General features: G+C 62.5%; 14 protein-coding genes. 7 read left to right on the top strand and 7 right to left on the bottom strand.

What is annotated here, in order from left to right:
- Positions 1 to 151: 151 nt before the first annotated feature.
- Entirely contained in the window at positions 152 to 2,278 is a 2,127-nt protein-coding gene (locus POS17_RS14060) for a TonB-dependent siderophore receptor (protein ID WP_060839123.1), read from the bottom strand.
- A gap of 277 nt (positions 2,279 to 2,555) precedes the next feature.
- On the opposite strand from POS17_RS14060, the gene POS17_RS14055 reads away from it, so the two are divergent.
- From POS17_RS14055 to POS17_RS14045, 3 genes are all read left to right on the top strand, one after another.
- A complete protein-coding gene (locus tag POS17_RS14055; protein WP_060839122.1) occupies positions 2,556 to 3,446 on the top strand; it encodes an amidohydrolase family protein in 891 nt (296 codons plus the stop codon).
- A gap of 47 nt (positions 3,447 to 3,493) precedes the next feature.
- Positions 3,494 to 4,723, top strand: a complete 1,230-nt coding sequence (locus POS17_RS14050) for an MFS transporter (RefSeq protein WP_060839121.1) — start codon at positions 3,494 to 3,496, stop codon at positions 4,721 to 4,723.
- 98 nt (positions 4,724 to 4,821) lie between these two features.
- Positions 4,822 to 6,432 carry an amidohydrolase family protein gene (locus POS17_RS14045; RefSeq protein WP_060839120.1) on the top strand — a complete coding sequence of 537 codons (1,611 nt, stop codon included), beginning with the start codon at positions 4,822 to 4,824 and terminating at the stop codon, positions 6,430 to 6,432.
- Between the two features lie 91 nt (positions 6,433 to 6,523).
- Here the strand turns inward: POS17_RS14045 and ydiJ are convergent, their stop codons facing one another.
- Positions 6,524 to 9,589, bottom strand: coding sequence for a D-2-hydroxyglutarate dehydrogenase YdiJ (gene ydiJ / locus POS17_RS14040; RefSeq protein ID WP_060839119.1), 3,066 nt, complete (start codon positions 9,587 to 9,589; stop codon positions 6,524 to 6,526).
- A gap of 159 nt (positions 9,590 to 9,748) precedes the next feature.
- Between ydiJ and POS17_RS14035 the strand changes: the two genes are divergently transcribed.
- On the top strand, positions 9,749 to 10,642 hold the full coding sequence (locus POS17_RS14035; protein ID WP_060839118.1) for a LysR substrate-binding domain-containing protein: 894 nt from the start codon (positions 9,749 to 9,751) through the stop codon (positions 10,640 to 10,642).
- 60 nt (positions 10,643 to 10,702) lie between these two features.
- Here the strand turns inward: POS17_RS14035 and POS17_RS14030 are convergent, their stop codons facing one another.
- From POS17_RS14030 to POS17_RS14010, 5 genes are all read right to left on the bottom strand, one after another.
- Positions 10,703 to 11,359 (bottom strand): VOC family protein, encoded by a 657-nt coding sequence (locus POS17_RS14030; RefSeq protein ID WP_060839117.1) that lies wholly within the window; start codon positions 11,357 to 11,359, stop codon positions 10,703 to 10,705.
- 232 nt (positions 11,360 to 11,591) lie between these two features.
- Complete coding sequence (locus POS17_RS14025; protein ID WP_060839116.1) at positions 11,592 to 11,963, bottom strand: DUF4156 domain-containing protein; 372 nt, start codon at positions 11,961 to 11,963, stop codon at positions 11,592 to 11,594.
- A gap of 209 nt (positions 11,964 to 12,172) precedes the next feature.
- A complete protein-coding gene (locus POS17_RS14020; RefSeq protein WP_060839115.1) occupies positions 12,173 to 13,171 on the bottom strand; it encodes a LacI family DNA-binding transcriptional regulator in 999 nt (332 codons plus the stop codon).
- Between the two features lie 101 nt (positions 13,172 to 13,272).
- The gene (locus POS17_RS14015; RefSeq protein WP_060839114.1) at positions 13,273 to 14,748 is read right to left on the bottom strand and encodes a glycoside hydrolase family 32 protein; all 1,476 of its coding nucleotides are present in this window, start codon (positions 14,746 to 14,748) and stop codon (positions 13,273 to 13,275) included.
- A 13-nt stretch (positions 14,749 to 14,761) separates the two neighbouring features.
- On the bottom strand, positions 14,762 to 16,051 hold the full coding sequence (locus tag POS17_RS14010) for an MFS transporter (protein WP_060839113.1): 1,290 nt from the start codon (positions 16,049 to 16,051) through the stop codon (positions 14,762 to 14,764).
- Between the two features lie 377 nt (positions 16,052 to 16,428).
- Between POS17_RS14010 and mexE the strand changes: the two genes are divergently transcribed.
- Genes mexE through POS17_RS13995 form a run of 3 tightly spaced genes read left to right on the top strand, consistent with a single transcriptional unit; the run spans position 16,429 to position 22,289 of the window.
- Complete coding sequence (mexE, locus tag POS17_RS14005) at positions 16,429 to 17,676, top strand: multidrug efflux RND transporter periplasmic adaptor subunit MexE (protein ID WP_060839112.1); 1,248 nt, start codon at positions 16,429 to 16,431, stop codon at positions 17,674 to 17,676.
- 15 nt (positions 17,677 to 17,691) lie between these two features.
- On the top strand, positions 17,692 to 20,871 hold the full coding sequence (locus tag POS17_RS14000; RefSeq protein ID WP_060839111.1) for an efflux RND transporter permease subunit: 3,180 nt from the start codon (positions 17,692 to 17,694) through the stop codon (positions 20,869 to 20,871).
- On the top strand, positions 20,868 to 22,289 hold the full coding sequence (locus POS17_RS13995) for an efflux transporter outer membrane subunit (protein ID WP_060839110.1): 1,422 nt from the start codon (positions 20,868 to 20,870) through the stop codon (positions 22,287 to 22,289). The genes POS17_RS14000 and POS17_RS13995 overlap by 4 nt, the downstream gene beginning before the upstream one ends.
- The last annotated feature ends 202 nt before the right edge of the window (positions 22,290 to 22,491 follow it).

The following is a 22,491-nucleotide window of genomic DNA, read 5'->3' as shown; positions in this document are numbered from 1 at the left end:
CTGCCCGGTGCCTCGGTGTTCGACTGCCAGGCCCACGCGCCGTCAGCGCGCGGGCGCCGGGTCAGCGCCCTATCCCTGGTTTTTTCGAGGTGGCTGTGCAGGTCGCCGTAACATCAGGCCAAGCTCGGCCCCCGCCGGCAAAACAAACTCGCTACAAGGTGTAGGCAATGCCCAATTGCAGCGTCCGCGGCGCCCCTGGGTAGGCGTAAACGTTGCCGAACGCGCCCTCTTCATATTCACGATCAAACAGGTTTTTCAGGTCAAGATTGAGCCGCACCTTGTCATTGACCTTGTAGAAACTGAGCAAGTCGACAACGGTGTAGCTGCCCATCGAAAACCCGGTGTTGGCGGTTTGCCCGGCGCGCTCGTCGACGTACTTGAGTCCGCCACCCAGGCCCAGGCCCTTGAGGATGCCGTCCTGGAACTCGTACATATTCAGCAGGCTGAAGCTGTTTTTCGGGATGTTCAACAGCCGCGTGCCAGAGCGCAGCACGTTGTCCTTGGTGACTTCGGCATCGACATAGGCGTAGCCGCCGATCACGCGCCATTCGGGACTGAGGTTGCCGGCAACGTTGACATCGAAACCACGACTTCGCACTTCACCGGCCGCAACGCTGAAGGTCGAATCAACAGGGTCGGTGGTCAACACGTTGCGCTTTTCGATCTGATAGATCGCCGCGTCGACACTCAACTGCTGGTCCAGTGCTTCCCACTTGATACCCATTTCATAAGACTTGCCCTTCTCCGGCGCAAATCCGCCACCGAGGCGGCTGGCGCCGGTGTTGGGCTTGAACGAGCGAGCGGTGTCGGCGTAGATCGCAAAGGTTTCGGTCAAGTCGTAGCTCACCCCCATGCGCGGTGTGACGGCATTGTCACTGGCCTGCCAACTCCTGCCGCCGGGCACATAGGTTTCGTAGTCGTGTTCGAAGCGTTCGAAACGCGCCCCTGCCAGCACTTTCAGTTTGTCGGTCAGTGCCACTTGATCCTGCACGAACGCGGCATAAGTCTTGAGGTTTTCCTGGTCATGAGTCGGCGTGCGGGTCAGGGCCGGACGCGGCTGGCCGTACACCGGATCGAAGAGGTCGATGGGGTACGCACCGACAGCGCCGCTGGAGCGTTGAATGATCGACTGGTAGTCGTAGTCTTCGTACTCGATGCCAGTCAGCAACGTGTGCTGCACACCGGCGGTATCGAAACGGCCGGTCAGGTTGAGCTGAACATCCTGGTCGGTCCACTCCAGCTTGCGATAGTTGAAATTGCGCCCCAAGGTGCGGCCGTCGGCGGCAATACCGTTGGCCTCGACCGCGTTGCCCTTGAGCGAACCATCAAGCCACTGCACGCCACCGCCCAGGGTCCAGTCGTCGTTGAGCAGGTGGTCGAAACGCAGTTGCGCCATGTTGTTGTCGTTGTGCAACTTGCCTACGTCTTTTTCACCGAAAAAACTGTCGCGAGATGCGCTGCCAACCTGCTTCGCGTAACGGGTCATGCCTCGATCCAGAGGCGCGTTGTTACGCATGAAATCACCTTCGAACATCAGCCGGGTCGCATCACTGACCTGCCAGGTGAGCACCGGCGCAATGCCGTAGCGCTCGGTGTCGACATGATCGCGGAAGGTGTCGCCGCCCTCGCCCACCACGTTCAGTCGATAGGCCAGGCGCCCTTCTTCGTCGAGCGGCCCGGAAGCATCCAGCGTGCCGCGCTTCATGCCCTGGTCGTTGAATTGACTGCCCAGGGTGACCGTGCGCTCGGGCAACGGCTGTTTGGAAACCACGTTGAAAGTACCGCCAGGATCACCCCGGCCGTAAAGCATGGTTGCCGGGCCGCGCAGCACTTCAAGGCGCTCAATGGTGTTGGCATCCGGCATGTTCGGATAGCCGCGGTTGATCGGAAAACCGTTGCGGTAAAACTCGCCCGTGGTGAAGCCACGAACGGTAAAGGTGGTCAGCCCCTGTCCGCCAAAGTTGTTCGCCCGCCCCACGCCCCCGGCGTAGTCCAGCGCGTCCTGCAAACGAGTGGCTCCGAGATCCTCGACCGCATCCTTCGCGACCACGCTGATCGACTGCGGGGTTTCATGGATCGAGGTATCGGTACGCGTGGCGCTGGCCGAGCGCGTCGCGCGGTAACCCTGCACCGGGCCGTCCGCCCGTTCATAAGTCGCGGTGCCGATGACATCGGCCGTGTCCAACTCAAGGCTTGAAGGCTTTACCTGCGCTTGTTCAGCCCATGAAGTAGACGACAACGCTTGCAGCACACAAATGGAAAGCAGGGTTCGACGCATGGAGAGGAAAACCTTTACGAATAGGCCAATACAAGCGGTGAAACCGCCAAAAAACGCCCGCGAATGCTATACAAAACTATTCGCAATTAATACAAATTCCCATTAGCTCACAAATCGCCATTTCTCCGCCGGGCGAAATCCGCACCTGCGCGCATTGACAAGGCCATGGCAAAAATTCAACATGCCAGCACTTGTTGGACAACCTACAACCAACAACCAACAAGTACCGCTTTTCAGCCGCCAAGGCGCGCGAAGAGCTGTCGAGGAGATGAAATCCATGTCTCACCCCAAATCCGCCACAGCATGGCCGCCCTCCTGCGCCGCCCCGAGAGAAAAGATCCGAACGCCCAGCTTCGTGCTGCCGGCAGGTGCGTGCGACACCCATGCGCATGTGATCTGCGCCGATTTCGCGCGCTATCCCTTGGTATCCGACCGCAGTTACACCCCGCCTCCCGCACCTGAGGCGTTGTATCTGGACATGTTGCGGGCGACGGGAATGCAGCGAGGTGTGTTGGTGCAGCCCAGCGTCTATGGCACCGACAACCGCTACATGCTCGAGGTGTTGCAACGCCACCCCGATCAACTGAGGGGGGTCGCGGTCGTCGACGAACGAATCTGCGATGACGAACTGGCGCACATGCACGCCTTGGGTGTGCGTGGAGTGCGCATCAACGTTCTGTTTCGCGGCGGAGTGAATCTGGACTTGATGGAGCGTCTGGCCCATCGAGTTGCCGACCTTGGCTGGCACATGCAGTTTTTGATTGATGTCCGGCTTTTAAGCGAGCTGCAGGTGCGGATAGCCAAGCTGCCCTGCCCTGTAGTGATCGATCACTTCGGGCACTTCCCGGCCCACCTGGGCGTCAAGGAGCCGGGCTTCGAGCTGCTGCTGAGAAACGTGGCGGAACAGGGTTGGTGGGTCAAATTGTCGGGCGCTTATCGCCTGAGTGAGCAGCCTCCGGACTATGCCGATACGGATGCCCTGGCCCATGCCTTGCTGGGCGCCGCACCCGAACGCATGGTTTGGGGCAGCGACTGGCCTCACGTCGCCCTCCAAAGCACGCCCGACACCGGTTCATTACTGAATCGCTTGCACTCATGGGCGCCCGGTGAACGCCAACGACAGAGCATCCTGGTCGATAACCCAGCCGTTCTGTACGACTTCAAATAACAAAAACAATAACCCAGCAGCACCGAGGTGCTGCACGGAGAACAATAATGAGTTGGTTTAGCGAACTTAATACCGTTGAAAAACGCACCTTCTATTCGGCATTTGGCGGTTGGGCTTTGGACGCCCTGGACTTCATGGTGTTCACCTTTGTCATCGCCTCGCTGATGACCCTCTGGCACATCGATAAGGGATCAGTGGGACTGCTGAGCACCGTGACACTGCTTTTTTCGTCCATTGGCGGATGGGGAGCGGGGATTCTGGCGGACCGCTACGGTCGGGTGCGGCTGCTGCAGATCAGCATTCTGTGGTTCTCGATCTGCACGGTGCTGATCGGCTTCGCGCAAAACTTCGAACAGCTGTTTGTTCTTCGCGCGCTGCAGGGCCTCGGGTTTGGAGGCGAGTGGGCCGTGGGCTCGGTGTTGATCGGCGAAATGGTCCGAGCGGAGCATCGCGGCAAGGCTGTGGGCATCGTGCAGAGTGGATGGGCGGTCGGCTGGGGCGCGGCCGCGCTGCTTTACACAGTGGCCTTCAGCTACCTTCCGGAAGACCTTGCCTGGCGCTCGCTGTTTTGGATCGGCATCGCACCTGCACTCCTGGTCCTCTACATTCGTAAATACGTGCCAGAGCCCGAGGTGTTCCTGCAGACCAAAAAGCACCAGAGCGAAACAGGCGACACGGTGGCTTTCTGGCATATTTTCTCCCCTTCGCTGCTGCGCACCACCCTGTTGTCGGCTCTGCTGTGCATGGGTGTGCAAGGTGGCTACTACGCGATCACCACATGGCTGCCGGCCTATCTGAAGCTGGAGAAGGGCCTGTCGGTCTTCGGCACCGGGAGTTATCTGCTGGTCGTCATCATGGGGTCGTTCTTCGGTTACGTCTGCGGCGCCTTCCTGTCCGACCGGCTGGGACGCCGCGCCAACTTCATCATCTTCGCCGTTCTGTCGGCCGTCAGCGTGATCTGCTACATGCAGCTGAACCTGACCAATACCCAGATGCTGATTCTCGGCTTTCCCTTGGGTTTCGCCGCTTCCGGTATCTACAGCGGCATGGGGGCCTTTCTGACAGAGCTCTACCCTTCGGCAGTGAGGGCCAACGGCCAGGCGTTCTCCTATAACTTCGGGCGGGCGGTGGGTGCTCTGTTTCCAGGGCTCGTCGGTTTCATAAGTGCCCAATACAGCCTGGGCACCGCGATCGCGATGTTCGCCGGAGGTGCCTACTGCCTTGTCCTGGTGGTGACCTGCTTCCTCCCGGAAACCAAGGGCAAGCAATTACACTGAGCGAGCCATCATTTGTTAGAGTAACGCCCGCGTATCGTTCGTTACGCGGGCGTTCTACGTTTCAAGCTTTTGAAACTGACATTCGATGACTGAGTAAAATGACTATAAAAGCAATTGGCCGACGTGATCACTTCTCGGTTGAAATCTTTCGTTATCTGGAAAGTGAAATACGTGAAGGCCGACTCCGTCCCGGTGATCGCATCCCCACCGAAAGTCGCTTGGCCGAAGCCTTCGCTGTCAGCCGAAATGTAGTGCGTGAAGCCGTGGCCCGGCTCAATTCGGCCGGTCTCGTCATCAGTCGCCAAGGGCTTGGGGTGTTTGTTGCCACCGAAGCCAATCAGAGCAGCTTCCGCATCACTCAAGAGGAACTGACCGACAGCAACAAGCTGCGTCAGCTGTACGAACTGCGCCTGGACCTCGAAGCCGCCGCCGCCGCCATGGCCGCCCGACGCCGCTCGCGCAATCAGTTGAACAAGATCGCAGCGGCCCTGGACACCCTGCGCACCGGCCTACAAAACCGTCAGGACATGCTGGAGCACAGCCTGCAGTTCAAGCGGGCGATTGCCGACGCCACAGGCAATGACTACTTTCGCAACTTCATCATCTTTCTCTGCAGCCACGTCTACGAAGCGGCCTTGCTGGAGAACCGCCTGGTTCGTTCGAGCGACCTCGGCGAAACGCTGCTGGCCGAACACCAGGCGATCTTTGACGCCATCAAACTCGGCGACCCCGACCTCGCCAGACGCGCCACCTGGCAACAAATCATCAACTCCGCCGAGCGCAATGGATTGCGCGGATTGCAAGGCTGGGAAATCACGCGGATGAGTTCGCTGGGCGAAACCTATGCGCCGCAATGCGCAGGCCCGGATCCCGAGCCTCGCCAACTGCAACGCACCTTGCCGGAGGGCGCATGCGACTGCCACTTCCACGTCTTTGGTGACGAGCATGGGCAACCGTTCTCCCCTCACCGCTCCTACACGCCGCCACCCGCTCCCCTGGAGGCCTTTCAGCGTGTCCAGAAAACCCTCGGGTTGAGTCGCGCAGTCATCGTCCAACCCAGTGTCTATGGGGCCGATAACAGCACCACCCTGGCGGCGCTGAAAGAAGGGGGCAGTGCATTGCGCGGCGTGGTGGTGATCGATACCGACACCGATCCACACACCCTGTCGGCGATGCATCGCCTCGGGGTCCGCGGCGTGCGCGTCAACCTGATCTTCAAAAGTGGCGTCGAGGTATCGGATGTTGCGGCCCTGGCGGACAAAGTCGCCCCCCTTGGCTGGCACCTTCAGTTGCTGATCGATATCACCGAATTCGCCGACTTGTATGAAACCGTGGCCAGCCTGCCCGTGCCGGTCGTCATCGACCATATGGGGCACATGCCCACCAGTTGCGGACTGAACCACCCGGGCTTCATCGACCTGCTGCGGCTGCTGAAAGAAGGTCGTGCATGGGTCAAGCTTTCCGGCGCCTATCGCTTTACCGCGTCGAAGGACTTCCCTTACGACGACGTAACGCCCTACGCCCGGGCGCTGATCGAGGCCAACCCGAACCGCCTGCTATGGGCAAGCGATTGGCCACATCCGTGCATACCGGTGCCGATGCCCAACGACGCCAGCCTGCTGGAGATGCTGTTCGACTGGGTTGAAAACGATGACGCGCTGATCAAGCAGATCCTGGTGGATAACCCGGCACAGCTCTACGGCTTCTGATGCCCCCCTGACGCGCCGGCCACCCACCGATACACGCCAGTCCACAGCGACAGACACCCGAGGCCGTCACAGCGCCTCGGGCCCGTGCCACTCAAGCTCCTGAAGATTGGGCGGCGCCGCGCATCAGCTTCAGCAACGCCTGCAGCGGATGCTCAACCGTCTGTCCGTCCTTGCGCTTGACCTGGCTTCGACACGAATAGCCATCCGCCAGCAGGCGCCCTGCCCCATTGAGACGGGCCACCAGCGGCCCCCAGGACTGACTGTAAATGACGTCGGACGTCTCGGCGTTCCGGGCTTCGTGGCCGTAGGTTCCGGACATCCCGCAGCAGCCGCTGGCTTGCACCTGCAACGTCAGGCCGACTCGCGCGAAGATCGTCTGCCACAGGGCCACGCTGCCCGGTTCGTTGGTTTTTTCGGTGCAGTGCGGCAGAAAGTAGTAAGTCCCCTGATCGGCGCCCAGCGCCGATGGCGCCAGTACCTGCGCCAGCCACTCCTGCGGCAGCAGCACCGTCGGCGCTTGATCCTGCCCCAGGGTCTTGGCGTACTCCTGCCGATACACCAGGGTCATCGCCGGATCCAGCCCCACCAGGGGAATCTGATATCGGTGCAGCTGGCGAAGGGACCGGCCGTTGAAATGCGCGGCCTTTTCGAAGGCTTTCAAGAAGCCCTGGACCTGCAGCGGCTTGCCATTGGCCGCGAACGGCGCGATGTACACCTCGAACCCCAGCCTGGAAATCAATTCGATCCAGTCAGCCAGCAGCGGTGTTTCGAAGTAACGGGTAAAAGCGTCCTGCACGAGAATCACGCTGCGAGCACGTTGCGCCTCGTCCAGCCCCTCAAGCCGTGCGGGCGACGCCACGCGCACGTTCCACCGGCGGCAAACCTCATCGAAATTCAGCAAGCTCAGCAGCGGACTGTCAATCATCCCGGCCACCCGCCGCAGCAACGCCCCCACCATCCGCGAGCCGAGGATGCCGTTGTACAAGCGCGGCACACGGGCGAAGTAGGGAATCGTGTACTCCAGGGAGCCGATGAGGTAATCCTTCAGCGGGCGCAGATAGCGGCTGTGGTACAGCTCCAGGAATCGCGAACGAAAGTCCGGCACATTGACTTTCACCGGGCACTGCCCCGCACAGGACTTGCAGGCCAGGCACCCGGCCATTGCATCGTAGACCTCATGGGAAAAATCTTTCTGGCCCATCTTCTGCGCAAGCGTATTGACCGCACGTCGCGGCAGGCCGAGAAGCGCGGCCCCGGACGAGAGCCCCCCTTGGCAAGCCAGCACATCGACACCTTGCTGCCCCTGCAAGCGCAGCCATTCACGCACCAGGGAAGCCCGCCCCTTGGGCGAGTGCACTCGGTTGCGGGTGCCTTTCCAGGAAGGACACATGGCGTCATCGGGATCGAAGTTGTAGCAGGCGCCGTTGCCATTGCAATGCACGGCGGCGTCATAGTGCGACCAGACCCGCTCATCAATGGTGCGATCCAGCTCGCCCCGCAACTGGACTTCATCCACCCGGGTCAACCGGGCGCCGGGCAGCGTCTTTGGCGTGGCGATCTTGCCCGGGTTGAGTTGGTTGTTCGGGTCAAAAGCCGCCTTGAGTTCCTGCAGGGCCGGATAGAGTTCGCCGAAGTAGTCGGGCACGTATTGCGAGCGCAGTCCTTTGCCGTGCTCGCCCCAGAGCAAGCCGCCGTGCCGTTGCGTCAGCTCGGCGACGGCGTCCGAAATGGGCCGGATCAGCGCCGCCTGAGCCGGGTCTTTCATGTCCAGGATCGGCCGCACATGCAGGACCCCGGCGTCCACGTGGCCGAACATGCCATATTCCAGGCCATGGCTATCGAGCAGCTCGCGAAATTGCCCGATGAAATCGGCCAGGTGCTCGGGAGGAACAGCGGTATCTTCAACGAACGGCTGGGGCCTGGCGGAACCCTTGACGTTGCCCAGCAGCCCCACCGCCCGCTTGCGCATCGCGTAGACCCGCTTCACTGCCTCGGCGCCGACGGCCAGGGTGTGCCCCAATCGCACCACGCGGGTGTCACGCTGCAGGTGCAGGACAAATTCATGCACCCGTTGCAGCAGGGCCGCCTCGTCGTCGCCACTGAATTCAATCAGGTTGATGCCCAGGGTCGGCACATCGAGGTCTTGGGGAAAGTATTCGGCGACGCCGTGCCAGACGATGTCGTTCATGGCCAGTCCGAGGACCTTGGAGTCCACCGTCTCGATGGACAGGGGCTTGAGCTCCATCAACGCCTTGGCGTCGCGCAGTGCGTCCATGAAGCCGGCATAACGCACATTGACCAGGATCGAATACTGGGGAATGGGCAGCACATTCAGCGTGGCTTCGACAATGAAACCCAGCGAGCCTTCGGAGCCGCACAGGACACTGCTCAGATTGAGGCGCTCATCGGGCTCCTGCAGATGCGCCAGGTCGTACCCCGTGAGGCACCGGTTCAGCTTGGGAAACGTGTGTTCGATAAGCTCGGCATACTGCTGCACGATCTGCGACGCGCATCGATAGACCGCGCCAACCCTGTCTTCGCGACGGGCCTGCGCCTGCCACTGTTCAGGCTCCAGGGGCGCACTGTCGAGCCGCTCGCCACCGATGAGAATGGTGGACAGCGCCAGGACATGATCACGGGTTTTCCCATAGGTGCAGCTTCCCTGACCGCTTGCGTCGGTGTTGATCATGCCGCCGATGGTGGCCCGATTCGAAGTCGACAGCTCGGGCGCAAAAAACAGCCCGTGGGCTTTCAACGCCGCGTTGAGCTGGTCTTTGACCACGCCGCTTTGCACCCGCACCCAACGTTCCTCGACGTTGATCTCGAGGATGCCGTTCATATGCCGTGACAGGTCGACCACAACCCCACTGGTCAACGATTGACCATTGGTGCCGGTTCCTCCGCCCCGCGGCGTGAGCACCACCGAGCTGAATGGCGCCAGCGCCACGAGACGGGCCAACAGCTCGACATCCTGCACATTGCGCGGAAACACCGCGGCTTGCGGCAGGCGCTGATAGATCGAGTTGTCGGTTGCCAGCACGGTCCTGAGTCCATGATCGCGAGCGATTTCGCCCTGGAAACCCTCCTGTTCCAGGCGAGCCAGGAACAACTCACAGGCTGGGTTTTTGACTTCATGGGGAGACAACCGGGCAATCATGCTGGAATTCCTACTGGCGATACCGCTAATCTGAGCATTCTCGTTATGTATGCTTACCCCCCGACAGCTGCTTCATGGCGAGGGGCAGACCCCAGATTCTGTGGGGCCAAGACGTTTCACACAAACGTAAAACCTGCAGCATTTGCATGAGCTTTATGAATGAACCCACGCCGACTGACCCCCTCGATGTCCCTGCTGGTCGCTTTCGAGGCCGCCGCCCGCCATTGCAGCTTCACCAAAGCCGCGGACGAACTTGCCCTGACGCAAAGCGCAGTCAGCCGGCAAGTGCAGGCCCTGGAGTCGCAACTGGAGATCTCGCTGTTCAAGCGCGAGGGAAGAAAAATCGAGCTCACCGCCGCCGGCGCCCTTTACCAGCATGAGCTCACAGCCGCATTGGGCCGCATTCGCAGCGCCACCCTGCAGACCATCGCCTTCAAGGAAGACGATGGCCCGTTGAACCTGGCGGTGCTTCCAACGTTCGGCTCAAAATGGCTGCTGCCGAAAATGCATGAGTTTTATGCCCGTCATCCCAGGAACCTGGTGCATATCCACTCAAGGATCATTCATGCCGACAACCCCTCCAGCGTGGGCGACATGCAAGCCATCATCTGCGCGGGGAAAGGGGATTGGCCGGGCTACGTGTCGCACCTGTTGCTGCGAGAAAAGCTGATCGTGATCGCCAGCCCCAAAGCCCTGGCAGACACCCCCGAGCTGTCCCTCGACGACATCACCCATCATTTGCTGCTCAATGTGGTTTCGCGGCCCAACGGCTGGTCTGACTGGTTCGACTGCAACAACCTGGATCACCAGAAGATGCGCACGGGCCCCAGCTTCGAGCTCACCGCCCACCTGATCCAGGCGGTGGCCGCAGGCATAGGTATCGGGCTGGTTCCGGATATTCTGGTACAGGATGAAATCGAGTCTGGGGCCGTGGTCAAGCTGTTCGGCCCCATGGAAAGCGGCCGCAACTATTACCTGACCTGCGCCGCACGCTATCAGCATTTTCCGGCATTCAAGACATTCAGCGCCTGGCTGCTGTCCCTGCCCTCCTGAAGCGCCCGCTGCAAGCAGCGGGCTCAGCGGCAGCAATGACCGAGCGATCGGCGCAACGCATCACCAGCGCATGATCATCGGCAGCAGCGGACGAAAATCCCGGCGCTGGCCGCTGGCTCCATGATCGATTTCCACTTCGATCAGGTGCTCATCGCCCTGGACCATCGCAAATCCCTGCAGCTGGTTTGCGCAGTGGGCAGCGGCTGAAAAAGCGTCGCGGGCGGGCGTGGTGATGCGCACCGCGGTCATCTCGCGAAAACCATTGGGATGTTCAAACGGCTGGGCGCGCTCAATCGGCGCCTCATCGGGTCTGTTGGCAAACGCCAGAAAAAACCACATCGGCTCGCTGACCGGCGCATGCCCCACGTCGACTTTCAGGGCCGCGGGCAAATACTGGGGGCGATATTCCCAGACCGGAAACAGCGGCGCCTCGCCCTCGCTGGAGGGCCTGAAGCAGACGCCAAAGGGCGCGGCGTGTGCATCGTCACCCTTGAGGCGGTCATAGAGTCGTGTCGGCGCGGTCAACTGACTTTGCACCTCGGCCTCATCGGTAAGATACAAAAGCTCGATGAACGCATTGCGCAAGAAGAACCGTCTGTTGGCAGTGCCTTGGCCCGGGTGGGTGTTCGGCGTCCCTTCAACCAATCCGAGGGCTTTCAATGCCTCAGCGCCTTGCCGGTGATCATTCACGCCAATAAAGATGTGGTCTGTTTGCATCGTCAATTCCCTTTGATCCCGATCGCCAGTAGCGGCCCTTTTGCCTGGGGCAAAAAAGCCGGCAAGCAGTCTGACATGGCCCCTTGCAGCCATCCACCAGCCATGCTCGAACGCACGTTGGCCAGCGATCCGTGGCACGCAGATGCCCCCAACCGAGGCCGACTTCGATAGCGCCGACAGGTCAGCTATTGGCGGGGGAAAGATCTTCCGCGATCAAAGGGAGGGCGTCGGTTCAGGATTCAGGGCAGTGATAGACATTGCCCGAAAGCGTCACGTTGGTTTGCTCCAAGCGATTGTCCGAACCGGTCTGTCCGGCGCGCTGAGTGAGCAGATAAACCCGGTTGCCCCCCATCGCCGCAGCCTTGTTTTTCAGGTCGTTGCGGGCGCCGGTTTCGAGGTTGGCGTTGCCCGTGATACTGCCCAATAGAAAGTCACCCTGACTGCCGGTGACATCGCCAAGAAACTTGCATTCGCGTCCCGGTTCATTGTGGGTGATGCGCACATTGTTGGCCCCGGGTCCGGCGATTGAAGTGGGCGCGCAACCTGCCAGGACAAACAACGCGGCACACAGACCGATCCCCGTGAGCCTATGAGAGAGATACATCCGGATGATTCCTTTCGTGCATTTGGAGCGATACCCCGAGCGGAAAATCCTCCAGGGCGGTAGAGCGCGCAGTATCGAACTTTGCCAAGGCCGGAGTTGTATTAATCAGTGAATTTACAGTCAAAAAATGTAAAGGCTGGCCGACGATTGGCCAGCCCCAGGATCATGGGCGCCCGCTGGCTGGCGCATTGTCCCGCCAGCCATGGCGTTCAGCAGGACTCGCGTTCCACCAGCGGGCATGCCACCCGGTGAATCATCGGCTGTTCCCTGCGTTCAATGAGGTATTGAGCAGCCCGCCGCCCCATCTCGTAATACGGCAATTGCACGGTACTGAGCGGCGGATAGAACAGCTCGGCAACACCGATCATGTTGTCGTACCCCAGGACCGCCACCTGATCCGGAATGCGCAGGCCGCGACTGAGCAAGTACTGGTAGGCGACCAAAGCGATCCGATCGTTACCGCACACCAGGAGATCGAACGCCGGCCGGCCTTGCAGCTCGCGCAACCGGCTCTCCAGCACGGCAATGGTTTCCTGATAGGCGTCGTCCTGGGACAGGTGGTATTGAGGCACATCGGCCACCGCTATCCCGGCTTCGGCGAAGGCGCGAGCCAATCCCAGCTGTCGCTGCTCCCAGGCCAGGCTGCTCTGCGGCAGGTTGATGCACAGCGGACTGCGGTAGCCCCGCTTGAGGGCGTAGCGCACTGCCTGATACTGACCGTCTGCGTCATCCGGCACGTAGCAGGCCACGCCGGGCTCCAGGCTCACGCAATTGCTCAGTACCAGCGGCAGGCTGCGCAGTACCGGGGGGATCTCGACGGTGCGCAGCTGCATGGCGCTGAAGATGATCCCGTCAGGCTGATGGGACAGCATCAGATCGATGGTCTGCTGGTTCGGCGGCACTTCAAAGACGTTGACGATGAACAGGTTCCAGCCGCTTTCGCGGGCGGTGCGCTCCATGGACAGGAGCATTTCCACAGCGAAGGGCGTGGTGGCGGTATCCAGGGCGAAGACGCCGATCGTCTTGCCACCCGAGGAACCGCCGCGGATCTTTCGCGCAGAAAGGCTGGGGACATACCCCAGGGTCTCCACCGCTTGCAGAACTTTCGCCAGGGTTTCCTGATTGACCTTTTCCGGGGTATTGAGCGCCCTGGACACCGTCATGAAGGAAACCCCTGCCAGGCGCGCGACATCTTTAACTGAAGCCATTCGCAGGTGCCAATGCTGATAGGGCCGGGCATCATGTCATGCCTGGCAAAAGCATGACAACACGCCGCCGCAAGTCGTGCCAGGCGCGTCCCGCCCGCGCCTCAGAGGCGCAGATCGGCCAGGTGCCAGAGCGAAACGTCGCCGAAAGCACCGCGCCCATTGATGGCAAACGCCGTGACCGCCTGACTGTCGGGACCAGGATAGATACGGCTGCTCAAGCTGTAGGCGCCATCGTCGACAAACACCTCGATAGAGGAACGATCCAGAAAAATCCGCAGGGCGATCCGGGTTTGCCCCCAGGCAATCGGCACGCTGCGTACCCCGCTCACACCGGCACCCGAATGCTGCCGGTCAAGCACCAGACGGCGCGCCATGGCATCGAAATACACCAGGGTCCGCTCCTGCCGGTCCTCGCTGCAACGCAGGGCCAGACCGAAGCGCTCGGCGGTACTGCCAGCCAGGTCCAGGGTCAGTTCGAACTCCAGCAGCGTGCCTCGCTCATCGAGCAGGCAATCGGCGGATTCCACCGCGCCAATCGGCAAGGTCCGCAGCGACCGGCGCAAGGCCGTCAACTCGCGGGCCGGCCGCATGCGCAGCCGCTCGCCGTCGCGGCTCAACTCCCGAGGCAGCGACAGCGCTCCACACCAGTGATGCGCCTGACTCGGCATCGGGCTGTCCCACATGTCCATCCAGGCCCACAGCAGGCGGCGCCCGTCCGGCGCCAGCAGGGTCTGCGCAGCATAAAAGTCATGGCCGTGATCCAGCTCGCGCAGCGTGCCGCACTCGCTGAAAAAACCCCGGTCGTCCAGCAGGCCCATTCGGTAGCTGTTCTGGAACTTGTTCCAGTTGTCATAGCCGCTGGGTTTCAGGCCCTGGGGCGAATAGAGAAACACGTCGCAGCCATCGAGTTCGAACAGGTCGGGACACTCCCACATGTAGCCGTCCGGCTGACGCTGCCCTTGCAGGGCACAGCTCAGGTACTCCCAGTGCTGCAGATCGTGCGAACGATAGAGCAGCAGCTGCGGGTCGTCGCCGCAACGCGCGCCAAGGGCCATCCACCACTGCCCTGCCCGTCGCCACACCTTGGGATCGCGAAAATGCATGATGCCCGGCTCCGGCGCCGTCTCGATCACCACCCCGTGCTTGTGAAACGACACGCCATCGGTGCTGCTGGCCAGGCACTGGACCTGACAGATGTTCTGGTCGTCGCCCGGCGCGCCCAGCCACACATGCCCGGTGTAGATCAGGTACAGCCTGTCGTCCGCGACCACTGCAGACCCCGAGAAGCAGCCGTCGCGGTCATAGGCAGCGCCAGGCGCCAGCGCGATGGGCAGATGCTCCCAATGCACCAGGTCACGGCTCCTGGCATGTCCCCAGTGCATCGGCCCCCATTGCGCCGAATAGGGATGATGCTGGTAGAACACGTGATATTCACCGCGAAAAAACACCAGGCCGTTGGGGTCGTTCATCCATCCCGCCGGCGGCGCAAGATGATAGGCGGGGCGAAAGTCGTTGCCCCGCTCAGCCAAGGTTTTTTCGATAGCGCGGTGCGCTTGGTCCAACAGTGCCGCGTGCATGGCTGGTTCCTGTCTAGGGTTCATAACGAAGGGCGGATTGAGAGATGGCGGGCAGCTCCGGCGAATCGCCAGGCCCGTCTTGGGAGGTGCCGCGCGCGGGGTCCTTGCGCAACAAGGTCCATGACAGCAGCAGGCAAGCGCCGACCAGGGCTGCCATGAGCACGTAGACGTTGGCGAAGCCGAAGCGGTCGTAGCCGTAGCCCACCAGCGGCGACAGCAGCATGGCGGTCAATTGCTGGGCGAACTGAAAGCCCACCAGGTAGATCGAGGCAGACAGCCGGGAGTCGAAATTGAGGGAAATGTATTTGAATATCGAGACCAGCAAGAGGGGCACTTCCAGGGCATGCAACATCTTGCAGGTGGCGATGGTCCAGGCCTGCGTTGCCAACCCGGAACCGAGGATGCGCACGAACATGATGCCGCCCGCCAGGATCAGCCCGTATTTGGCGCCTGTGCGGCTGACCACCCAGGGGGCAAACAGCATCAGGACCGCCTCGACCAGCACCTGGGACGAGTTCAGGTAGCCATAGGCGCGGGTGCCCTCCTCCGGGGTCGGGAAAAACGAGGAGAAATACACCGGGAACTGTTGCTCGTAGATCATGTAGATCCCGCACACCCCCGTCAGGTAAAGGCTGAAGGCCCAGAATCGCGGGAGGACCAGCAACTTCCCGAGATCGTTCAACTGCACCGGCCGGGCCGCCATGCCCGCCTGCGCCGCCGGTTGGTTCAAGCGGCTCAGGTCCAGGCGCGACAGGATCAGCAGGAACACCATGCCGGCGGCGCTGCTCATGTAGAACGTGATGTCCGGATTGATGTTGAACACCACGCCGACCGCGCCCGTTGCACTGGCCCAGCCCAGCGATCCCCACATCCGGGTGGTTCCAAACTCGAAACCGGCATGCCGCGACAGGCGCTCGGTGTACGACTCGATCACCCCCACGCCGGCCAGCATCGCCAGTGCCAGGAACGCGGCACCGACCAGCGCCCCGAGCACCACGTTCTGCGCCAACAGGCCGGCATAGACATGAATCGCAAAGGGCGCGGCGGCACACAGCAGGATGCCAATCCACACCAGGAGCTTTTTGGACAGCCCGAGGCGGTCCTGGAGCGCGCCATAAAATGGCTGGACCAGCAACGCCGCAATGGCGTTGGCGGCAAAGATGAAGCCGGTTTCCGTGCCATTCAGGCCGATGACTCGATGCAGCCAGATAGAGAACAGCGAATAGCTGGACGACCACGAAAAGAAGAAGAAAAACAACAGACCACTGATAAGCCAGTACTCGCGTTTGGCGGCAAGCTGCATGTGACGATCCTTTTGTTCTTATTTAGGTTAACGTTAACATAGCAACACATTACGCGTCTTCAAAGGCTTTGCTGTCAAGTGGGAGCCGCTGCAAAAAGTCTCCGAAGCGCCCTGCCTGGCCCGCTCAAGGTTCCTCCCCGAGCGCGGCTCAACCACCTCGCTGCCGATGGCGACCTGCGCCGACCAATGTTGCGTGGCGAGCAACAATGAATTGCGCGCGAGGGGATTGATAGCAGCCTAACGACAGGCGCAGGCTAGAGGGCTCGCTCGGGGCTTATATCATTCCGAATGATAGTTACCTTCGCTTCATTCGATTCGTGAGATACAGACCTGCCGAGCATCATCCGCCCATCTCAAATTACCTTGGCGGATGAACCATGGACCAGTCAGTCAAATTCTTGCGTTACCCCTTAGCCGCCCTCGCCGTTCTGGTCATGAGTGCCTGCGGCAAGGCCCCGGAAACCGCCTCCGCTCCGCCTGCCGCCAAAGTCAGCGTGGCCAAGGTACTGGAGCAGCCGGTCAACGAATGGGACGAGTTCACCGGGCGCCTGGAAGCCCCGGAAACCGTGGAAGTCCGTCCACGGGTATCGGGCCAGATCGATCAGGTGGCCTTCACCGAAGGCGCCCTGGTGAAGAAAGGCGACCTGCTGTTCCAGATCGACCCGCGTCCGTTCCAGGCTGAAGTCCGCCGTCTCGAAGCCCAACTGCAGCAAGCCCGGGCCACCGCCACCCGCAGCGCCAACGAAGCCCAGCGCGGCCAGCGCCTGCTGACCAGCAACGCGATTTCCGCCGAGTTGGCCGACACCCGCAGCAGCGCCGCCCAGGAAGCCCGGGCCGGGGTCGATGCGATCCAGGCCCAGCTCGACCTGGCCAAGCTCAACCTGAGCTTCACCCGGGTGGTGGCGCCCATCAGCGGTCGCGTCAGCCGTGCGCAGATCACTGCCGGCAACCTGGTGACCGCCGATGTCACCCCGCTCACCAGCCTGGTGTCCACCGACAAGGTCTACGCCTACTTCGACGCCGACGAGCGCGTGTACCTCAAGTACACCCAGCTCGCCCGCCAGGGCCAGCGCGGCCAGACCACCCCGGTGTACCTGGGCCTGTCCAATGAAGAAGGCCACCCGCACCTGGGCCAGATGAACTTCGTCGACAACCAGGTCAACCCCAAGACCGGCACCATCCGCGGCCGCGCGGTGTTCGACAACCGTGACGGCAGCTACACCCCGGGCCTGTATGCGCGCCTGAAACTGGTGGGCAGCGGCACCTACTCGGCGATGCTGATCAACGACGAAGCCGTGGGCACCGACCTGGGCAAGAAGTTCGTGCTGGTGATGGACGCCGACAACAAGCCGGCCTACCGCGCCGTGGAACTGGGGCCGAAGATCGAAGGCCTGCGCATCGTGCGCAGCGGCCTGAGCAAGGACGACACCATCATCGTCAAGGGTCTGCAGCGGGCACGTCCCGGCGCCCCGGTGACGCCTGAGGTGATCCCCATGGCCAGCCAGGAAACCCTCGCCGCCCTGGCCCAACAACGCCAAGCACTGGAAGCCAGCAACCTGCCGCAGGTCACCCCTGCCAAGGCGGCTCCGGCTGTGAAACTCGCCGCTGCGACTCCGCGCGGTTAAGGGACGACTCTCAAGATGAATTTTTCCCAGTTCTTCATTTCAAGGCCGATCTTCGCCGCGGTGCTGTCGCTGCTGATCCTGATCGCCGGCGCCATCTCGCTGTTCCAGCTGCCCATCAGCGAATACCCGGAAGTGGTGCCGCCCACCGTGGTGGTACGCGCCAACTTCCCCGGGGCCAACCCGAAGGTCATCGGTGAAACCGTGGCCGCGCCCCTGGAACAGGCGATCACCGGGGTCGAGAACATGCTCTACATGTCCTCGCAATCCACCGCCGACGGCAAGATCACCCTGACCATCACCTTCGCCCTGGGCACCGACCTGGACAACGCCCAGGTGCAGGTGCAGAACCGCGTGACCCGCACCCAGCCCAAGCTGCCGGAAGAAGTGACGCGCATCGGCATCACCGTGGACAAGGCCTCTCCGGACCTGACCATGGTGGTCCACCTGACCTCGCCGGACAAACGCTACGACATGCTCTACCTGTCCAACTACGCCCTGCTCAACATCAAGGATGAGCTGGCGCGCCTGGGCGGCGTGGGGGATGTGCAGCTGTTCGGCATGGGCGACTACTCGCTGCGGGTCTGGCTCGATCCGAACAAGACCGCCTCGCGCAACCTGACCGCCACCGACGTGGTCACCGCCATCCGCGAACAGAACCGCCAGGTCGCCGCCGGTGCCCTGGGCGCGCCGCCTGCGCCCAGCGCCACCAGCTTCCAGCTGTCGGTCAACACCCAGGGCCGCCTGGTCACCGAGGAAGAGTTCGAGAACATCATCATTCGCTCAGGCGAAGACGGTGAGATCACTCGCCTGAAGGACATCGCCCGCATCGAGCTGGGATCGAGCCAGTACGCCCTGCGTTCGCTGCTCAACAACCAGCCGGCAGTGGCGATCCCGATCTTCCAGCGCCCGGGCTCCAACGCCATCGAGATCTCCAACGAAGTACGGGCCAAGATGGCCGAACTCAAGCAGAGCTTCCCGCAGGGCATGGACTTCAGCATCGTCTACGACCCGACCATCTTCGTCCGCGGCTCCATCGAAGCGGTGGTGCACACCCTGTTCGAAGCGCTGATCCTGGTGGTGCTGGTGGTGATCCTGTTCCTGCAGACCTGGCGCGCCTCGATCATCCCGCTGGTGGCCGTACCGGTGTCGCTGATCGGTACCTTCGCGGTCATGCACCTGTTCGGTTTCTCCCTCAATGCCCTGTCGCTGTTCGGCCTGGTGCTGGCCATCGGCATCGTGGTGGACGACGCCATCGTGGTGGTGGAGAACGTCGAACGGAACATCGGCCTGGGCCTCAACCCGGTAGAGGCCACCAAACGCGCCATGCGTGAAGTGACCGGCCCGATCATCGCCACCGCCCTGGTGCTGTGCGCGGTGTTCGTACCGGCGGCCTTCATCAGCGGCCTGACCGGGCAGTTCTACAAGCAGTTCGCCCTGACCATCGCCATCTCCACGGTGATCTCGGCCTTCAACTCCCTGACCCTGTCGCCGGCCCTGGCCGCGGTACTGCTCAAGGAACACCATGCGCCCAAGGACCGCTTCTCGAAGATCCTCGACACGCTGCTGGGGGGCTGGCTGTTCAAGCCGTTCAACCGCTTCTTCGACCGGGCCAGCCATGGCTACGTCGGCACCGTGCGCCGGGTCATCCGCGGCAGCGGCATCGCCCTGTTCCTCTATGCCGGGCTGATGGTGCTGACCTGGTTCGGCTTCGCCCACACCCCGACCGGTTTCGTGCCGGCCCAGGACAAGCAGTACCTGGTGGCCTTCGCCCAACTGCCGGACGCTGCCAGCCTGGACCGCACCGAAGACGTGATCAAGCGCATGTCCGACATCGCCCTCAAGCAACCCGGCGTGGAAAGCGCGGTGGCCTTCCCAGGCCTGTCGATCAACGGCTTCACCAACAGCCCGAACAACGGCATCGTCTTCGTCACCTTGAAGCCCTTCGATGAGCGCAAGGACCCGAGCATGTCCGCCGGCGCCATCGCCGGTGCCCTGAACGGCAAGTACGCGGACATCCAGGACGCCTACATGGCGATCTTCCCACCGCCGCCGGTACAGGGCCTGGGGACCATTGGCGGCTTCCGCCTGCAAGTGGAGGACCGCAGCGGCCTGGGTTACGACGAGCTGTATAAAGAAGTGCAGAACGTCATCACCAAGAGCCGCAGCGTGCCGGAACTGGCCGGGCTGTTCACCAGCTACCAGGTCAACGTGCCCCAGGTCGATGCCGCCATCGACCGGGAAAAGGCCAAGACCCACGGCGTGGCGATCTCCGACATCTTCGACACCCTGCAGGTCTACCTGGGTTCGCTGTATGCCAACGACTTCAACCGCTTTGGCCGCACCTACCAGGTCAACGTCCAGGCCGAGCAGCAGTTCCGTCTCGAACCCGAGCAGATCGGCCAGCTGAAAGTGCGCAACAACAAGGGCGAGATGATCCCCCTGGCGACCTTCATCAAGGTCAGCGACACCGCCGGTCCCGACCGTGTGATGCACTACAACGGCTTCGTCACCGCGGAAATCAACGGCGCGGCGGCCCCGGGCTACAGCTCCGGGCAGGCAGAAGCGGCTATCGAGAAACTGCTCAAGGAAGAACTGCCCAACGGCATGACCTACGAATGGACCGAGTTGACCTACCAGCAGATCCTGGCCGGTAACACCGCCCTGTTCGTCTTCCCGCTCTGCGTGCTGCTGGCCTTCCTGGTACTGGCCGCGCAATACGAGAGCTGGAGCCTGCCCCTGGCGGTGATCCTGATCGTGCCGATGACCCTGCTGTCGGCGATTACCGGGGTGATCGTTTCCGGTGGCGACAACAACATCTTCACCCAGATCGGCCTGATCGTACTGGTGGGCCTGGCCTGCAAGAACGCGATCCTGATCGTCGAGTTCGCCAAGGACAAGCAAGAGGAAGGCCTCGACCCACTGGCTGCGGTGCTGGAAGCCTGCCGCCTGCGTCTGCGGCCGATCCTGATGACCTCCTTCGCCTTCATCATGGGTGTGGTGCCCCTGGTGATCTCCAGCGGTGCCGGCGCGGAAATGCGTCATGCCATGGGCGTCGCGGTGTTCTCCGGGATGCTCGGGGTGACCTTCTTCGGCCTGCTGCTGACCCCGGTGTTCTATGTCCTGATCCGCAATTACGTGGAGCGCAGCGAGGCCCGCAAGGCCGCCCGCGCCCTGCAACTGGAGGCGCAACAATGAGTGCCAAAGTCTTCCTGCCCAGCCTGCTGGTACTGGCCCTCGGCGCCTGCGCCGTCGGCCCGGACTACCAGGCCCCGACCACCGAGGCGGCGCACATCAGCGCCGCCACCGACGGCGCCGCAGGCCAGAAGAACTTCGACCGCGCGCGTTTCGAAGGCATCTGGTGGCAGCAATTCGATGACCCGACCCTCAACCAACTGGTGAGCCAGTCCTTGCAGGGCAACCGCGAACTGCGGGTGGCCTTTGCCCGCCTGCGGGCCGCCCGGGCAATTCGCGATGACGCCAGCAATGATGCCATGCCCACCATCACCAGCCGCGCCAGCAGCGACCTGGCCAAGGGCCAGATCCCCGGCCAGACCACCAAACGAGTCAACAGCGAGCGCTACGACCTGGGCCTGGACATGGCCTGGGAACTGGACCTGTTCGGGCGCATCCAGCGCAACCTGGAAGCCACCGACGCCGACCAGCAGGCCGCCGAGGCCGACCTCTACCAACTGCAGGTGACCATGATCGCCGAGCTGGTGGACGCCTACGGCCAGCTGCGCGGCGCGCAACTGCGGGAAAAGATCGCCCTGGCCAACCTGGACAACCAGCAGGCCTCGCGCAAGATCACCGAAAGCCTGCGCGACGCAGGCGTCGGCGACCAGCTCGACGTGGTGCGTGCCGACGCCCGCCTGGCTTCGGTGGAAGCCAGCGTGCCGCAGCTGCAGGCCGAGCAGACCCGCCAGCGCAACCGCATCGCCACCCTGCTGGGGGAACGGCCGGACAAGCTCAGCGTCGACCTGTCCCCGGCGCAACTGCCAGCGATTGCCAAGGCCCTGCCGATCGGCGACCCGGGCGAGCTGCTGCAGCGCCGTCCGGACATTCTCAGCGCCGAGCGCAAACTGGCCGCCGCCAACGCGCGCATCGGCGTGGCCAAGGCCGACCTGTTCCCGCGGGTCAGCCTCAGCGGCTTCCTCGGCTTCACCGCCGGGCGCGGCTCGCAGATCGGCTCCTCGGCGGCCAATGCCTGGGCCCTGGGCCCGAGCATCACCTGGGCGGCCTTTGACCTGGGCAGCGTGCGGGCCCGCCTGCGGGGTGCCGACGCCAACGCCGACGGCGCCCTGGCCAACTATGAGCAGCAGGTGCTGCTGGCCCTGGAAGAGTCGGAAAACGCCTTCAGCGACTACGGCAAGCGCCAGCAACGGCTGATCTCGCTGATTCGCCAGAGCGAGTCCAGCCGCGCCGCGGCAGACCTGGCCGAGATCCGCTACCGCGAAGGCACCGTGGACTTCCTGGTGCTGCTGGACGCCCAGCGTGAACGCCTGGCGGCTGAAGACGCCCAGGCCCAGGCCGAAGTCGACCTGTACCGCGGCATCGTCGCCATCTACAAGGCCCTGGGCGGTGGCTGGCAGCCAGCGACGGTGGCCAGCCGCTAAGGCATAGCAACGAGCTCCTTTGGTTGGCCGCAACCAACCAATGTTTGGCCCCGCGACGCATTCGGTCGCGGGGCTTTTTTTTGCCACGACATCGGCAAGCAAGGTCCTGCGGACCTTTTCGCAGCCTCGCCGCAGGCTCGACAGCGGCTACAGCCCTGTAGCCGCTGCCGCAGGCTGCGAACGGCCCGCAGGGACGCCAGGA

Origin of the sequence: Pseudomonas sp. Os17 (assembly GCF_001547895.1) — a bacterium.
GTDB lineage: Bacteria > Pseudomonadota > Gammaproteobacteria > Pseudomonadales > Pseudomonadaceae > Aquipseudomonas.
The sequence above is the reverse complement of the archived record's forward strand: the minus strand, read 5'-3'. Positions and strand labels throughout refer to the sequence as shown.

Bases quoted from the DNA above. Each gene is read 5' to 3' on its own strand.
- ydiJ (WP_060839119.1), bottom strand. From the start codon at position 9,589: ATGATTGCCCGGTTGTCTCCCCATGAAGTCAAAAACCCAGCCTGTGAG.
- POS17_RS14030 (WP_060839117.1), bottom strand. From the start codon at position 11,359: ATGCAAACAGACCACATCTTTATTGGCGTGAATGATCACCGGCAAGGC.
- POS17_RS14010 (WP_060839113.1), bottom strand. From the start codon at position 16,051: ATGCAGCTTGCCGCCAAACGCGAGTACTGGCTTATCAGTGGTCTGTTG.
- POS17_RS14045 (WP_060839120.1), top strand. From the start codon at position 4,822: ATGACTATAAAAGCAATTGGCCGACGTGATCACTTCTCGGTTGAAATC.
- POS17_RS14020 (WP_060839115.1), bottom strand. From the start codon at position 13,171: ATGGCTTCAGTTAAAGATGTCGCGCGCCTGGCAGGGGTTTCCTTCATG.
- POS17_RS14060 (WP_060839123.1), bottom strand. From the start codon at position 2,278: ATGCGTCGAACCCTGCTTTCCATTTGTGTGCTGCAAGCGTTGTCGTCT.
- POS17_RS14035 (WP_060839118.1), top strand. From the start codon at position 9,749: ATGAACCCACGCCGACTGACCCCCTCGATGTCCCTGCTGGTCGCTTTC.
- mexE (WP_060839112.1), top strand. From the start codon at position 16,429: ATGGACCAGTCAGTCAAATTCTTGCGTTACCCCTTAGCCGCCCTCGCC.
- POS17_RS14055 (WP_060839122.1), top strand. From the start codon at position 2,556: ATGTCTCACCCCAAATCCGCCACAGCATGGCCGCCCTCCTGCGCCGCC.
- POS17_RS14015 (WP_060839114.1), bottom strand. From the start codon at position 14,748: ATGCACGCGGCACTGTTGGACCAAGCGCACCGCGCTATCGAAAAAACC.
- POS17_RS14000 (WP_060839111.1), top strand. From the start codon at position 17,692: ATGAATTTTTCCCAGTTCTTCATTTCAAGGCCGATCTTCGCCGCGGTG.
- POS17_RS13995 (WP_060839110.1), top strand. From the start codon at position 20,868: ATGAGTGCCAAAGTCTTCCTGCCCAGCCTGCTGGTACTGGCCCTCGGC.
- POS17_RS14025 (WP_060839116.1), bottom strand. From the start codon at position 11,963: ATGTATCTCTCTCATAGGCTCACGGGGATCGGTCTGTGTGCCGCGTTG.
- POS17_RS14050 (WP_060839121.1), top strand. From the start codon at position 3,494: ATGAGTTGGTTTAGCGAACTTAATACCGTTGAAAAACGCACCTTCTAT.